The sequence below is a fragment of the Streptomyces sp. NPDC085524 genome, from assembly GCF_044541755.1.
Classification (GTDB): Bacteria; Actinomycetota; Actinomycetes; order Streptomycetales; family Streptomycetaceae; genus Streptomyces.
Genome location: NZ_JBITTH010000059.1, coordinates 1 through 12,039 on the forward strand (window position 1 = coordinate 1; position 12,039 = coordinate 12,039).

A 12,039-nucleotide genomic window follows, 5' to 3' on the forward strand; every position below is an offset into this window, starting at 1 on the left:
CCTCGCGAAGGGCCTCGACCCGGGTCGGTGTGGCTGCGGGCGGGTTCGGCAACGAGGCCATGGTGATGCTCCCTGGGATGCGACGGCTGTCGGCTAGATGGCCGCCGAATGATCAGCAGACCGTTTCCCACGGTACCCGGCCTTGTTGCTCCATGAGGGCGGAGTCCGGGTACGGCGCGGCCCACCCGTCGGTACGGATCATCCGGTGACCGGTGGGCCGAGTCGGCTCACTCCGCCCGGACGAGCCGTCCGTACGCCTCCGCCAGTTCCGAGGTCACCTTGCCCACCGGGTAGGTGCGGTCGTCGACGGCGCTGACCGGCTGCACCTCGTACGCCGTCCCCGTGAGGAAGACCTCTTCGGCGCGGTCGAGTTCGGCCGGGTCGATCCGGCGCACGACCACCTCGATGCCGAGGTCCGCCGCGAGGGCGATGACCGTCCGGCGGGTGATCCCGTCGAGGAAGCAGTCCGGCGTCGGGGTGTGCAGGGCGCCGTCGATCACCAGGAAGAGGTTGGCTCCGGTGGCCTCGGCGAGGCCGCCACGGAGGTCGAGGAGGAGGGCGTCGTCGTAGCCCGCCGCCTCGGCCTCGTCGCGCGCCAGGGTGCAGATGTTGTACAGGGACGCGGCCTTGGCCCGGACCGGCGCCGTAGCCGGGTCGGGACGGCGCCACTTCGAGGTCTTCAGCCGTATCCCCCGGCTCGCCGCGTCGGCGGAGAACACGTGGGGCCACTCCCAGGCCGCGACGGCGACGTGCGCGGTGGCGCCGGCCCCGGACACGCTGATCTGCTCACTGCCCCGCCAGGCCACCGGCCGGACGTAGCCGTCCACGATGCGTTCGCGCCGTACGAGTTCCCGTGCTGCGGCCTCGAGGGCGTCCGCCGTGAACGGGAGCGAGTAGTCCAGCTCCCGGGCCGAGGCGCACAGCCGCTCGCTGTGCTCCGCGGGCTTGAACATGCGGCCGCCGTAGACGCGGATGCCCTCGAAGACGGCGCCGCCGTAGTGCAGGCCGTGGGAGAGCACGTGCAGCCGGGCCTCGCGCCAGGGCACGAACCGCCCGTCCAGCCATATGGTGCCGTCGCGGTCGTCGAGGGGAGGGGTGGTCGGCGGGGTGGTCACGAGGCGGCTCCTTCGGCGGTCGCGGGGGCGTAGTCGATGCGGACGGCGCGCTCCAGGTGTGCGTGGAACTCCTCGGCCTCCGCGATGCCTTCGTGCCGGGACAGTACGAAGGCGGGGTAGCCGGTGAAGTCGGGGTAGGGGCGCACCACATCGCCCGGGGCGAGCATCTGCACGACGTGGTCGACCCGCGGATCGGCCCGCACCCCGTCGAGCCCGTGGACGGCCGTGATGGTGCCGTGCCCGCCGCACGGCACGATGTAGTTGGCCGCCGCCGCGACCGCCTCGGCGAGGCCCTCGCGGACCGTGAGGGCGGGCGGCAGGCCGACGGCGAGGCGCAGCGCCTGGGCGGCGAAGTCGATGCCGGTGACGTGCGCGGCGATGTAGTGGGAGACGCCGGAGCCGCCGATGCGCGCCCCCATCTCCAGCAGGTACGGGGTCGAACCGCCGCGCAGGCGCAGCTCGGTGTGGGTGGGACCGTACGAGACGCCGAGCGCGGCGTGGGCGGCGATGACCTCGCGTACGACGTCGGCCCGGACGGCGTCGGGCAGCCCGGCGGGCGCCCGGTAGACGCTCTCCTCGAAGTACGGGCCCTTCGGGTCGCCCTTGTAGCCGATGGAGAGGACCTGTACCCGGCCCTCGTGAACCAGGGACTCGACGGCGAACTCGGGCCCGTCCAGGTACTCCTCGACGATCAGGCCCGCGCCCCCGTCGGCGGTGCCGGCGGAGACCCGGCGGACTTCCGCCACGACCGGGCCGAGCGCGGCGGCGGAGTCGGCCCGGGTCACCCCGAGGCTGGACATGCCGAGTGCGGGTTTGACGACGACCGGGAAGGACAGGCCGGCCGCCTCCGCGGTCGCGGCGGGGTCGTCGGCCGGGTCGAGGCGGACGAAGCGGGGCACGTTCAGCCCGGCCGCCGCGAGGCGCTCGCGCATGACCCGCTTGTCCTGGGCGCTGCGCGCGACCTCCACGCCGATGCCGGGCAGCCCGAGGAGTTCGGCCGCCTCCGCGGCGAAGGGCACGAGGGGGTCGTAGAGGGTGACGATGCCGTCGAAGGGGGCGGCCTCGTGCCGCTTGCGCAGGGCTTCGAGGGCTCCGGCCGGGTCCGCGGGCGGGTCCAGGGGCAGCAGCTCGACGACGGCCGGGGGCAGTGCGTCCGGGTCCACCCGCTCGTCGGGGCGCGGGACGAGGATCAGGTCGATGCCGGCGCGCTCGGCGGCGTCGAAGACCCAGGGCAGGCCGGCGCGCTGGTAGAGCAGGACGAGGGTGGGGCGGGAGACGGTCACGAGGGGTTCCTTGGCGCGGTGGTCTCCGCCGCGGCGGCGGAGGAGGGGGAGGGATCGAAGCGGCCGGAGCGACGGGAGTGGTCGGAGCGGCCTGAGTGGTCGGAGGCGTCGGCCTGTTCGGCGTGTGCGGCCCGGTCGGACCCGGCAGGGCCGGCCGGCTCCGCGGACGGGTCCGCCGCCGGGGGCCGGCGGCCGCCCACGGTGAGCCAGACGCCGGCGGCCGACGCGGCGATCAGCAGTACGGACGGCACTCCCGGCGCGGCGGCGGAGCCCAGGGCCCATTCGCCGAGCCGTACGAGGAAGGGGACGGCGAGCCCCAGGGCCGAGGTGAACAGCGGCCCCTTGCGCAGGATCAGCTCGTGGGAGATGAGGAACACCGGGGCGGTGAGGACCCCGCCGAGTACGGCCACGCCTGCCCAGTCCGCGGCGGACACCCCGCCGAGCGGCACGAACAGCACCGCAGTGAGGCCGAGCATGAGGGTGCCCGCCCCGGTGACCGCGGGCAGGGCCGCGAGCGCCGGTACGTCCGACATGCGCTGCCGGTAGACGTAGCCGTAGAAGGCGTACGTGAAGGTCCCGCCGAACGCGAGCAGGCCCCCGGAGAGGAGGGCGCCCGTCGCGGGGCCGCCCCCGGCGGCAGCGGCACCGTCGGCCAGCAGGAAGCCGACCGCGCCGCTGCCCGCGAGCGCCGTCCCCAGCACCTTCCGGCGGGAGTTCGGCTCGCGGAAGGCGAGGACGCCGACGACGAAGGTGATGCAGGGCAGCAGTGAGACGATCAGTCCCACCCGTGAGGCCCCGATGTACCGGGTCCCGAGCAGGGTCCCCGTGTAGTACGCGAAGAACCCGAGGAACGCGAGGACCAGCACGGTGCGGGGGCGGCCGGCGGCGGTACGGACGCCGCTGCGGCCCCGCGGGGTCAGCACGGCGAACAGCGTGATGGCCACGAAGGCCGTGGCGGTGCGCCCGGCGGCCACCGCGAGCGGGGGCACCCCGGCCACCAGGTGGCCCGAGAGCAGCCAGCCCGCGGAGAGCAGTACGACCATGCCGACCGCGAGGGCCGGCACGACCAGGCGCCCACCCCCGCCCCCACGGCCGGGCACGGAGGCGGAAGGGGAGGCGGAAGCGGAGGCGGGTGCCTGGTCCGATGCGGGCGGGGTCACCATTCCGCCCGGGCGAACTCCAGCGGCGGCAGCCGGTCCAGGCCGGCCTTGGCCCGGAGCAGTACGCGCTGGTCCTCGGTGAAGGAGTACCGCTGCCCGGGCTCGCCCTCGGGGAGGTACCGGCGGACCATCTCCTTCGCCCTGGCCCGGTATTCGTCGTCGGTGGTGACCTCGGCCTCCAGCTTCTCCATGGTGGTCACGTACGTGCGCAGCGCTTCCAGGGCCTGTGCGCGGTCGAGCCGCAGCAGGCCGCCGTCCTCGGGCGAGCCGATGAGGGCGCCGTGCTCGCGGAACCACGAGTACAGGAAGACGCCGGTGCCGGAGTCGAAGTTGCGGGTGGCGTCGTCGGCCTGCGGGTAGCGGAAGACCCGCTCCAGCAGGATCATGTCGATCTGCTCCTCGGCGAAGGGCACGAGGCCGCTGTCGGCGCAGGCGAGCACGGTCTTGGCGTCGACCTTGATCTCCTCCAGGAGTCCGACGAACCAGTTCATCTTCAGGGAGATGTTCTCGTCGAACGGCCACAGGCCCTGGTAGTGCATCGAGTCGTGGAGGTAGCCCCAGATGGCGCGGGCCTCGTAACAGACGTCGGCGGCCAGTCCGGTGGAGGCGCGCGGCAGCGAGTCCGGGGTGAGCACGGCCGCGGCGGCGGGAAGCGCGTACGTCTCGTGGATCTTCCGCATCTTGCCGAAGAAGAACATGGCGTACGGCTGCTCGGTCACCTTGTCGTGCGCCGCCACGTTCTCGGGGAAGACGACGAGGCAGGCACCGTGGGCGAAGCCCTCGCTGCCCGTGATGAGCACGAGGGACTGGCAGTTGTTCTTCGGGTGCGGGAAGTCCGCGGCCATCTGCGCCAGGGCGTCGGGTTCCTTGCGCAGGGCGAGGAAGCAGTCGAGGCGCTTGCCCACGGGCGGGGCGCTGTTGGTGGTCTGGACGGGGGCGAGGAAGAAGACCGCTTCACCGTCGGCCGGGGCCTGCAGGGCGTCGCGGGAGCGGGCGAAATGGGGGCGGGAGCCGAGTCCGGCCGCCAGCCAGTCGTCGACGTCGGCGACGAGCGCGTCGGCCTGGCCGCCGCGTCCGTTGCGCCGGTACCAGGCGGCCGCCAGGTCGCGTATCCGGCCCAGCAGGCCGGCGTCGTCGGCGGTCGCGCCGGTGACGGTGCCGTCGTCCTGCTGGCGGGTGCGGAACCGGTTCACCAGGGGGATGAGCGACTGCGTCAACAGGTCTGCTTCGGCGAGGAGTCCGGCCGGGACGGGGGCGGTACCGGGTGCGAAGGCGGCAGCGGCGGTCATCGGGCGGCTCCCGCGGCGAGCTGCGGGGCGGCGTCGGGCCCGACGGCCAGCACCTGGTGGACGGTGAAGACCATGGGCACGGCGCCGAAGTCCCGCAGGACCCGCAGGCCCCTCTTCTCGGCCGCCACGATGGTGGTGATGCAGCCCTCGACGCGGCCCTCGGCGCAGTCGATGGCGGCCTGCGAGTTGCTCAGCACTTCGTGGATCCGGGCAGTGGCGGGCACGAGCCCTTTGGGTGCCGGATGGGAGGCGACGGTCGCCGGAGTCCGCGTACCGCTGCTGGCGAGGACCATGTTGTGGGTCGGCATGACGAAGCTGTCGATCATGTGCAGCCGGTGCAGATTGGAGAAGACCAGCGTGTGCAGGGCCGGGTAGACGGCGCAGGCGGTCAGTGCGTGCCGCCCGTCGTCGGGCACGGCCTCCAGCGCGGCCTCTATCGACGAGTGCAGCTCGACGGTCCCCTCGACACCGCGCCGTCTGAGCCATTCGTGCGAGGCGGCTTCGAGATTGGTGCCGTGCGGACCGAGTGTGTGCAGGTGACGGACCTCGTCGGGGCGTGCGTACATCGTTTTCGGATGGCCCTTCCTGTGGATTCACTGGGTGGCTTCGTCGGAGAACGGAAAACACGGTGCCCTTCACAAAAGCGAGTGGCGCGATATTTATCCTGCCATCTCGGATTTCCGCCAGGGCAACGGGGGTTGGAGCCGGACTTGCCGCGCCGGAAACCTCCGACATGGCACCGGATTCACAGAACGGAACCAGCCAGCATTGCTTGAATTCACCCCCCGATCCGGAATATGGAAATCCGATTCCATTTTCGGATTACCCGCGGGGCGGGGTTCTTTTCGCGGTGGATAATGGACCGTCAGAATTCGGCTGCTCCGCCGAATCCCCTGACGGCCTGGTAGTAGAGCCAAGCGGTGCTGTCGCAGGAGGCCTTGCGTGCGCCCGCGTACCGGGCGCAGACCCTGCCCATGTCGGCGCGGAAGGCCTCGTCCAGACGGTCTTTGGCGGCCGGGAACAGGCCCGCGGCGCGGTGGTTGCGGTAGCCGAAGTCGTGGCGGGCGCAGGCCGTGGCGAAGGGGAAGCCGAAGGGGTTCTCCGGGGCGCCCGTGCAGTAGTCCGTGGACCAGTCGAAGCCGTACGGCTCCCACGCCCTCCGGTTCTCGCGCGCGTCGGCCCACTCCTGCTGGCTCGCGGCGCCGGGCTGCGTCCAGCGGCTCAGCACCTGCGGCTTGTCGGCCGGCGCGGCCGGGGCCGCGACGGCGGACGGGGCGAGGGCGAGCACCGCGGCAGCGGCAGCGGCGGCGAGGGCGTGGGCGGGGCGGCGGGGCATGGCGTTCCTCGCAGGAGGGGAGGCGGCTACGGGGTCTCCCCGGCCAACTGGGCCGGACGGTGTCCGGTTACTTCTGATCCGGCTCCCTCTCAGGTATGACGCCGTGTGGGACCTGGGGCAGTGAACCGGTTCGTCCTGAGGAGGGACGCGCGCGAGGGGTCCGGCCGCCGAGACTGAACGGCATGAACCGACGCCCGCTCGTCATCGCCGCCGCCACCGTGGGAGTCCTCGCCACCGCAGCCTTCGCGCTGCCCAACCTCCCGCCCAACCCGCTGTCCGACACGATCGACAACCACCTGTACCAGGAGAAGGGCAAGCGGTTCGCCACCGCGGCCGACGCCCCGACCCGGGACGACCTGGCGTTCGCCCTGCCCTCCTGGATACCCAAGGACGCCAAGGACGTCCGCATACGGGTGCGCACCACCGGGGACGCCCGCCTGATCCGCTTCGACCTCGGGGCGACCCCGCTCGACGGCCCGCAGTGCACGGCGGGCACGCCGAACCGGGTGCGGGAACCGGACCTGGGCGCCCGGTGGTGGCCGCAGCACCTCCGGGCCGAGGTGCGGTCGGAGTGCCGCGACCGGCACCAGTACCAGGTCGCGGTGCGCGGCAAGCGCGTCTACGCCTGGACCGACGGCACCCCCTCGCCGGGCGCGAAGCCGCAGACCGCCACCCCGGTGAGCGCGCGCTAGAGGGAGTGTTCCCGGGCCAGCAGAGCGGCGGCTGCTTCGGCGAAGGCGTCCGGGTTGTCCAGCATGATGTTGTGCCCGCAGTCGGGAACGGCCGCCACGGCGACGCCGGCCGCCTCCATCGCCTCGGCGCCGGGGAGCGGGCCGTCGGCCTCGGGCAGCAGGAAGCCGCGCGGGATCTTCAGCTCCAGCAGCAGCTCCCGCATGGTGGGCGCGGTGCCCGCGGCGAGGTGGACGGCGGAGCGGTACAGCCCGGTCCGGCCGGCCAGCCGCATCGTGGCCCACCAGTGCGCGCCGACCCGGTCGCGGACCTCGGTCCAGCCGCCGGCGAGGAACTCCTCCTCGGTGTAGGCGGCAATGCCGCTGCCGACCCCGGGGACGGGCGGCGTCGGATCCAGGTTGGCGTCGACGAGCAGCAGCCGGGAGACCAGTTCGGGATGGCGGGCGGCGAGCACGATGGCGACGGCCCCGCCCATGCTGTGCCCGATCAGCTCGGCGCCCGCCACGTCCGCCGCGACGAGGGCGGCGGCCAGCGCGTCGGCGTGGGCTTCGAGGGTGTAGTCGAAGTCCTCGGGCCGGTCGCTGTGTCCGTGGCCCAGCAGGTCGACCAGCAGCGAACGGCGCCCGGCGAGCAGCGGGTGCGTGGCGCTCGCCGCGAAGTAGGCGGGCGCGGTGGCTCCGAGCCCGTGCACGTACACGCGCGCCGGTTCCTCCCCCGGGAATTCGACCCACCGGATCCGGTCATCTCCCGCTGTGACGGCTGCGCTTCGCATTCCGCTCCCCCTTGTGAACGTTCGGTCGGGCCCAGGGTAGCCAGCCGTTCGGCCGCGTCCTCTAATCTCGGGCGGGTGATCGATTACGTGAGGCAGCTCGGCGGCGAGGCACCGGTGACCGGCCCGCACGCCGAGGGCGCGGCAGTGGCGGTGTGGTCCCTGGACACCCGGCTCGACGTGGTCGGCGGGCTGCCGGTCGCCGAGGCGGCGCGGGTGCTCGACGCGGACGAACTGCAGCAGGCCGAGCGCAAGCGGCGGCCCGCCGACCGGCACCGGTACACCGCCTCGCACCTCGGGCTGCGGCTGCTGCTCGGCATCCGGCTGGGACTGGCTCCGGCGGAGGTCGTCCTGGTCCGGGAGGACTGCCCGGGCTGCGGCGGCCCGCACGGCCGGCCTGCGGTGGCCGGGGGCGGGGTGCACTTCTCGCTCTCGCACAGCGGTGACGTGGCGTACGTCGCCCTCGCCCCGGCGCCGGTCGGCGTCGACGTGGAGGAACTGCCGGGCGCGCAGGCGGTGGCCGACGTGATGGGCAGCCTGCACCCGGCGGAGACGGCCGAGCTGGCCGCCCTGCCGGAGCCGGACCGCCGGGCGGCGCTCGCGCGCGTCTGGGCCCGCAAGGAGGCCTGCCTGAAGGGGATCGGCACCGGGATCGGCCTCGGCCTCGTCGAGCCGTACGTGGGCTCGGGCCCCTCCCCCGCCCCGGTCCCGGACTGGCTCCTGACGGACCTTCCGGCCCCGACGGGCTACACGGCCGCCCTCGCCGTACGCGCCTAGGGGGTGCCAGGCGGGCCGGGCCCGGCCATGATCCGCCGGACACCCCCTAGCCCTGAGGGCTTGCGGGGCGGGGCAGGGCCGCCGGCCGCGTACGGGACCACACCACCGGCCGGCCCGACGGCGGCCGCATCGCGGTACGCGCCCAGCCCTGCGGGCTGCGGTACCGGGGCGGCCGCCGGGCGCGCGCGGCGTCACCCCCTACCCCGGTCGCCCCGGCCGGCGGGGACGGCCGCCACGCCGGGTCGGAATCCTGCTCACCATCCGTCACGCCGCCGTTATCGTGGCCGCCATGGACATCCGCCGGGCCACGAGCCCCGCCGAGCTCACCGCTGCCGAGTCCCTCTTCGACGCACCGGCCCGCCCCGAGTGGTCGGAGCGGTTCCTCGCCGCCCCGGGCCATCTGATGCTCATCGCCTACGTGGACGGCGTGCCCGCGGGGATGGTCTCGGGCATGGAGATGACCCACCCCGACAAGGGCACCGAGATGTGCCTGTACGAGCTATCCGTGGACGAGGGCTACCGCCGCCGCGGGATCGGCCGCGCGCTGACGCTCGCACTGGCCGACGAGGCGAAGGCGCGCGGCTGTTACGGCATGTGGGTGGGCGTGGACACCGACAACGAGGCCGCCCTGGGCACCTACGACTCCGCCGGGGCCGTGGACGAGGGCACCTTCTCGATGCGCGGCTGGCCCCTGACCCGCTGACACCCGGCGGCGGCGTGTCGTGCCGCCACTCGGCGCACCCTCCGCGCGCCCGCGGCGCGACTCGCCGAGCATCGGCGGCATGACCGCATTCGCCGCTCTCCTGCCCGCCGCCGCGCTCCTCGCGGCGGCCACCACGGCCCCCGCCCCGACGCCGCACTCCCACGCCACCGATGCCGAAGCCCCCACCGCCGCCTACGTCGTCGTCCTGAAGGACGCCACCGCTTCCCGCGCCCCCGCCCGCGCCGGCGCCCTGGCCGCGGAGGCGGCCCGGGCGGGCGACGAGGTCGAGGCCGTCTACGACACCGCCCTGAACGGCTTCGCCGTCCGCACCACCCCGGCCCGCGCCGCCGCCCTGGCCGCCGACCCCCGGGTGGCGTCGGTGGAGCCGGATGCGGAGTTCCGCATCTCCGACACGCAGCCGCAGCCGCCCTGGTCGCTGGACCGGATCGACCAGCGCGAGCTGCCGCTCGACGGCTCGTACACGTACGCGACGACCGGTCGGGGCGTCACCGTCTACGTCCTGGACACCGGGATCAACGTGGGCCACCGGGAGTTCGGCGGCCGCGCCCGCAGCGGCTACAACGCGGTGTTCATGGAGCGCTCCGGCGACTGCAACGGCCACGGCACGCACGTCGCAGGGACAGTGGGCGGACGGACGTTCGGGGTCGCGAAGGGCGTTTCTCTGGTCTCGGTAAAGGTGGCCAACTGCCGTGGTTCCGGGCGGCTTTCGGGAATGATCAAGGGCGTGGAATGGATGGTGAAGGACGCCGCCCGGCACCCCGGCACCCCGGCGGTGGCCAACATGAGCATGGGCGGCAGCAGCAGCCGCGCCCTCGACAGGGCGGCGGCCCGCGCCGTCGCCTCCGGGATCACCTTCACCGTGGCCGCGGGCAACGACGCCGGGGACGCCTGCAGCGGCTCCCCCTCCGCGGTCCCCGAGGTCCTCACGGTCGGCGCGAGCGACGACGGCGACCGGTGGGCGCCGTTCTCCGGCCGCGGCCCCTGCGTGGACCTCGCCGCCCCCGGGGTGGCCGTCGTCTCGGCGTGGAAGGGCTCCCCTACCGCCACGGCCCGGGCCTCCGGCACCTCGATGGCGGCCCCGCACGTGGCGGGGGTGGCCGCGCTGGTCCTGGCGGACGGCCCGGCGAAGACCCCGGCCCAGGTCGCCGCGACCCTGCTGCACTCGGCCGTCCCGGACCGCCTCGGCAACCTCCCGTCGGGCACGCCGAACCTGCTGCTGCACACCCCGACCGACCGCTAGCGGACGCACCCCGACCGGTCGGTATCCGATGGGCCATCAGACTCTCCCTGATGGCCCATCAATTTCTGTGTGCTTCACACGAAAACAAGTCATTGACTTCTCATCACGACGAAGCGTCAATATCGGCCACCGCACCGGCTCGACCTCCCTCACACAGCGGGTGGGGGGAGGGTTCGTCTGACGAAGGAGTCGCGACCCAGTGAGTACAACGTTCCGACGAAGAGTCCTGGCCGGGGCGGGCGCATTGTCCCTGGCCCTCACAGGTGGCGTCGTGGGCCTGGCGGGGACGGCTCAGGCCGCGACCAAGACCACCGCCGTTTTCGTGGAGTGCGACGCCCCCGCGCCGCAGGCCGACGGATCCGGCAACCAGAACTTCACGGTCACCCTCCCCGACGGCGCCAAGGCCGGGGACGTCGTCCCGATCAAGATCGACCCGGGCACCAGCCCGCTCGTGCCGGCGTTCGCGGTGACCACCGTGAACACCACCAAGATCGCCCTGCTGGTCAACGGGGCTCCGCAGACCGTGACCGGTGCGCCCGAGACGGTCACCGTTCAGCCGGGCGTCCCCCTCGACCCGGGCCCGGTCGACGGGACCATCAAGATCCCGGACGGCACCGAGGGCACGACGGTCGACGTCAAGATCGACCAGATGGTCACGGACGCCAACCTCGGCGGCTCGATCTTCACCACCGTCTGCACGCCGAAGCCGCGCCCGAGCGCCACGGTCGGCTCGGTCGCGGTCGAGGCCCTGCCCAAGGACCCGGTCACCACGAAGCTGACGCCCAACAGCGGTGAGGCGGGCACCGCCGTCGTCGCCACCGGCGCCAACTTCCCGGCCGGCGCCGTCACCTGCTCCGCCCTGCTCGCGGGCGCGGCGACCGGTGACACCGGTTCGGGCACGGCGGACGCCGCCGGCGTCGCCACCTGCAACATCACGGTCACCAAGAAGGCCGACGCGATCAAGATCGACGGTGCGACGACCTCCAAGTCGTTCGTCTTCGTCGAGAAGGCGACCGGGGTGAAGAACCCGGTCGACGTGGAGGTCCTGCCCGGACCGCTGGCGCTCGGCCCGAAGGACGGCCAGCCGGCCGTCAGCTTCGGCGCGGTCACCATCAACGGCAAGTCCCAGTCGGTGGTCGGCATGTTCAACGCCGCGACCGTCCAGGACTTCCGCGGCGGCTCGCTCGGCTGGGACGTGACGGCGACCCGTACGCCGTTCCTGAACGCGACGACCGGCCACTCGATGGCGAAGGCGCAGATCGGCATCCAGCCGTCCTGCACCGTCACCAACCCGGACAGCCCGAGCACCTGCACCGCGGGCGCGCCGGGAGCGATCACCGACGTCCCGATGAAGGTCGCCTCGCAGAGCGCCGGCGGGGACGAGCTCACCGGTGGTGAGTTCGCCGTCGGCGGCGCCGGGATGATCCAGCTCCCGCCGTTCATGTTCGCCGACACCTACCAGTCGGTGGTCACCTTCTCCATCGCCTGACCCGTACCCGTACACCCGCAACCCGTACGCGTACGGCCTGCTCGGCCCAGGGTGGTGCGGGGGGGCGGGGGCGCCCCCCCCCCCCCCCCGAATTGGCGCCCGCACGAGGGACCCACCAACCCCCCCCCCCCCCCCTCTAAAGGGTGGGGAAACGGCGGGGGGGGGGC

12 protein-coding genes are annotated in these 12,039 nt (G+C 73.5%); 5 read left to right on the forward strand and 7 right to left on the reverse strand.

All coding sequences use genetic code 11. From position 1 onward, the window contains the following. Positions 1 to 227: 227 nt before the first annotated feature. From ACIGFK_RS42070 to ACIGFK_RS42095, 6 genes are all read right to left on the reverse strand, one after another. The gene (locus ACIGFK_RS42070) at positions 228 to 1,115 is read right to left on the reverse strand and encodes a branched-chain amino acid aminotransferase (RefSeq protein WP_376661272.1); all 888 of its coding nucleotides are present in this window, start codon (positions 1,113 to 1,115) and stop codon (positions 228 to 230) included. Beyond that, the gene (locus ACIGFK_RS42075; RefSeq protein WP_376661273.1) at positions 1,112 to 2,398 is read right to left on the reverse strand and encodes an ATP-grasp domain-containing protein; all 1,287 of its coding nucleotides are present in this window, start codon (positions 2,396 to 2,398) and stop codon (positions 1,112 to 1,114) included. Before ACIGFK_RS42075 ends, ACIGFK_RS42070 begins: the two co-directional genes overlap by 4 nt. Continuing rightward, the gene (locus ACIGFK_RS42080; RefSeq protein WP_376661274.1) at positions 2,395 to 3,462 is read right to left on the reverse strand and encodes a DMT family transporter; all 1,068 of its coding nucleotides are present in this window, start codon (positions 3,460 to 3,462) and stop codon (positions 2,395 to 2,397) included. The genes ACIGFK_RS42075 and ACIGFK_RS42080 overlap by 4 nt, the downstream gene beginning before the upstream one ends. A 92-nt stretch (positions 3,463 to 3,554) precedes the next feature. Beyond that, positions 3,555 to 4,847, reverse strand: a complete 1,293-nt coding sequence (locus ACIGFK_RS42085; RefSeq protein ID WP_400056104.1) for a DUF6421 family protein — start codon at positions 4,845 to 4,847, stop codon at positions 3,555 to 3,557. Continuing rightward, positions 4,844 to 5,413 (reverse strand): bacilysin biosynthesis protein BacA, encoded by a 570-nt coding sequence (locus ACIGFK_RS42090; protein ID WP_376661276.1) that lies wholly within the window; start codon positions 5,411 to 5,413, stop codon positions 4,844 to 4,846. The genes ACIGFK_RS42085 and ACIGFK_RS42090 overlap by 4 nt, the downstream gene beginning before the upstream one ends. 299 nt (positions 5,414 to 5,712) lie before the next feature. Continuing rightward, positions 5,713 to 6,183 (reverse strand): phospholipase, encoded by a 471-nt coding sequence (locus ACIGFK_RS42095; RefSeq protein WP_376661277.1) that lies wholly within the window; start codon positions 6,181 to 6,183, stop codon positions 5,713 to 5,715. A 182-nt stretch (positions 6,184 to 6,365) separates the two neighbouring features. On the opposite strand from ACIGFK_RS42095, the gene ACIGFK_RS42100 reads away from it, so the two are divergent. Next, positions 6,366 to 6,875 carry a hypothetical protein gene (locus ACIGFK_RS42100; protein ID WP_376661278.1) on the forward strand — a complete coding sequence of 170 codons (510 nt, stop codon included), beginning with the start codon at positions 6,366 to 6,368 and terminating at the stop codon, positions 6,873 to 6,875. Here ACIGFK_RS42100 and ACIGFK_RS42105 read toward each other — a convergent pair. Beyond that, positions 6,872 to 7,645, reverse strand: a complete 774-nt coding sequence (locus ACIGFK_RS42105) for an alpha/beta fold hydrolase (RefSeq protein ID WP_400056105.1) — start codon at positions 7,643 to 7,645, stop codon at positions 6,872 to 6,874. The two genes, ACIGFK_RS42100 and ACIGFK_RS42105, sit on opposite strands and share 4 nt — an antisense overlap. 75 nt (positions 7,646 to 7,720) lie before the next feature. Here ACIGFK_RS42105 and ACIGFK_RS42110 point away from each other — a divergent pair, with 75 nt between their 5' ends. From ACIGFK_RS42110 to ACIGFK_RS42125, 4 genes are all read left to right on the forward strand, one after another. Next, on the forward strand, positions 7,721 to 8,419 hold the full coding sequence (locus ACIGFK_RS42110; protein ID WP_376661280.1) for a 4'-phosphopantetheinyl transferase family protein: 699 nt from the start codon (positions 7,721 to 7,723) through the stop codon (positions 8,417 to 8,419). A gap of 259 nt (positions 8,420 to 8,678) precedes the next feature. Continuing rightward, the gene (locus ACIGFK_RS42115) at positions 8,679 to 9,122 is read left to right on the forward strand and encodes a GNAT family N-acetyltransferase (protein ID WP_376661283.1); all 444 of its coding nucleotides are present in this window, start codon (positions 8,679 to 8,681) and stop codon (positions 9,120 to 9,122) included. A 79-nt stretch (positions 9,123 to 9,201) separates the two neighbouring features. Then, the gene (locus ACIGFK_RS42120) at positions 9,202 to 10,383 is read left to right on the forward strand and encodes a S8 family serine peptidase (protein WP_400056107.1); all 1,182 of its coding nucleotides are present in this window, start codon (positions 9,202 to 9,204) and stop codon (positions 10,381 to 10,383) included. Between the two features lie 199 nt (positions 10,384 to 10,582). After that, positions 10,583 to 11,872: a hypothetical protein gene (locus tag ACIGFK_RS42125; protein WP_386473610.1), complete on the forward strand. Its 1,290-nt coding sequence runs from the start codon at positions 10,583 to 10,585 to the stop codon at positions 11,870 to 11,872. Positions 11,873 to 12,039 lie beyond the last annotated feature (167 nt).

Excerpts from the sequence above, each read along its gene's own strand:
- ACIGFK_RS42085 (WP_400056104.1), bottom strand. The coding sequence starts at position 4,847 with ATGACCGCCGCTGCCGCCTTCGCACCCGGTACCGCCCCCGTCCCGGCC.
- ACIGFK_RS42090 (WP_376661276.1), bottom strand. The coding sequence starts at position 5,413 with ATGTACGCACGCCCCGACGAGGTCCGTCACCTGCACACACTCGGTCCG.
- ACIGFK_RS42095 (WP_376661277.1), bottom strand. The coding sequence starts at position 6,183 with ATGCCCCGCCGCCCCGCCCACGCCCTCGCCGCCGCTGCCGCTGCCGCG.
- ACIGFK_RS42100 (WP_376661278.1), top strand. The coding sequence starts at position 6,366 with ATGAACCGACGCCCGCTCGTCATCGCCGCCGCCACCGTGGGAGTCCTC.
- ACIGFK_RS42105 (WP_400056105.1), bottom strand. The coding sequence starts at position 7,645 with ATGCGAAGCGCAGCCGTCACAGCGGGAGATGACCGGATCCGGTGGGTC.
- ACIGFK_RS42120 (WP_400056107.1), top strand. The coding sequence starts at position 9,202 with ATGACCGCATTCGCCGCTCTCCTGCCCGCCGCCGCGCTCCTCGCGGCG.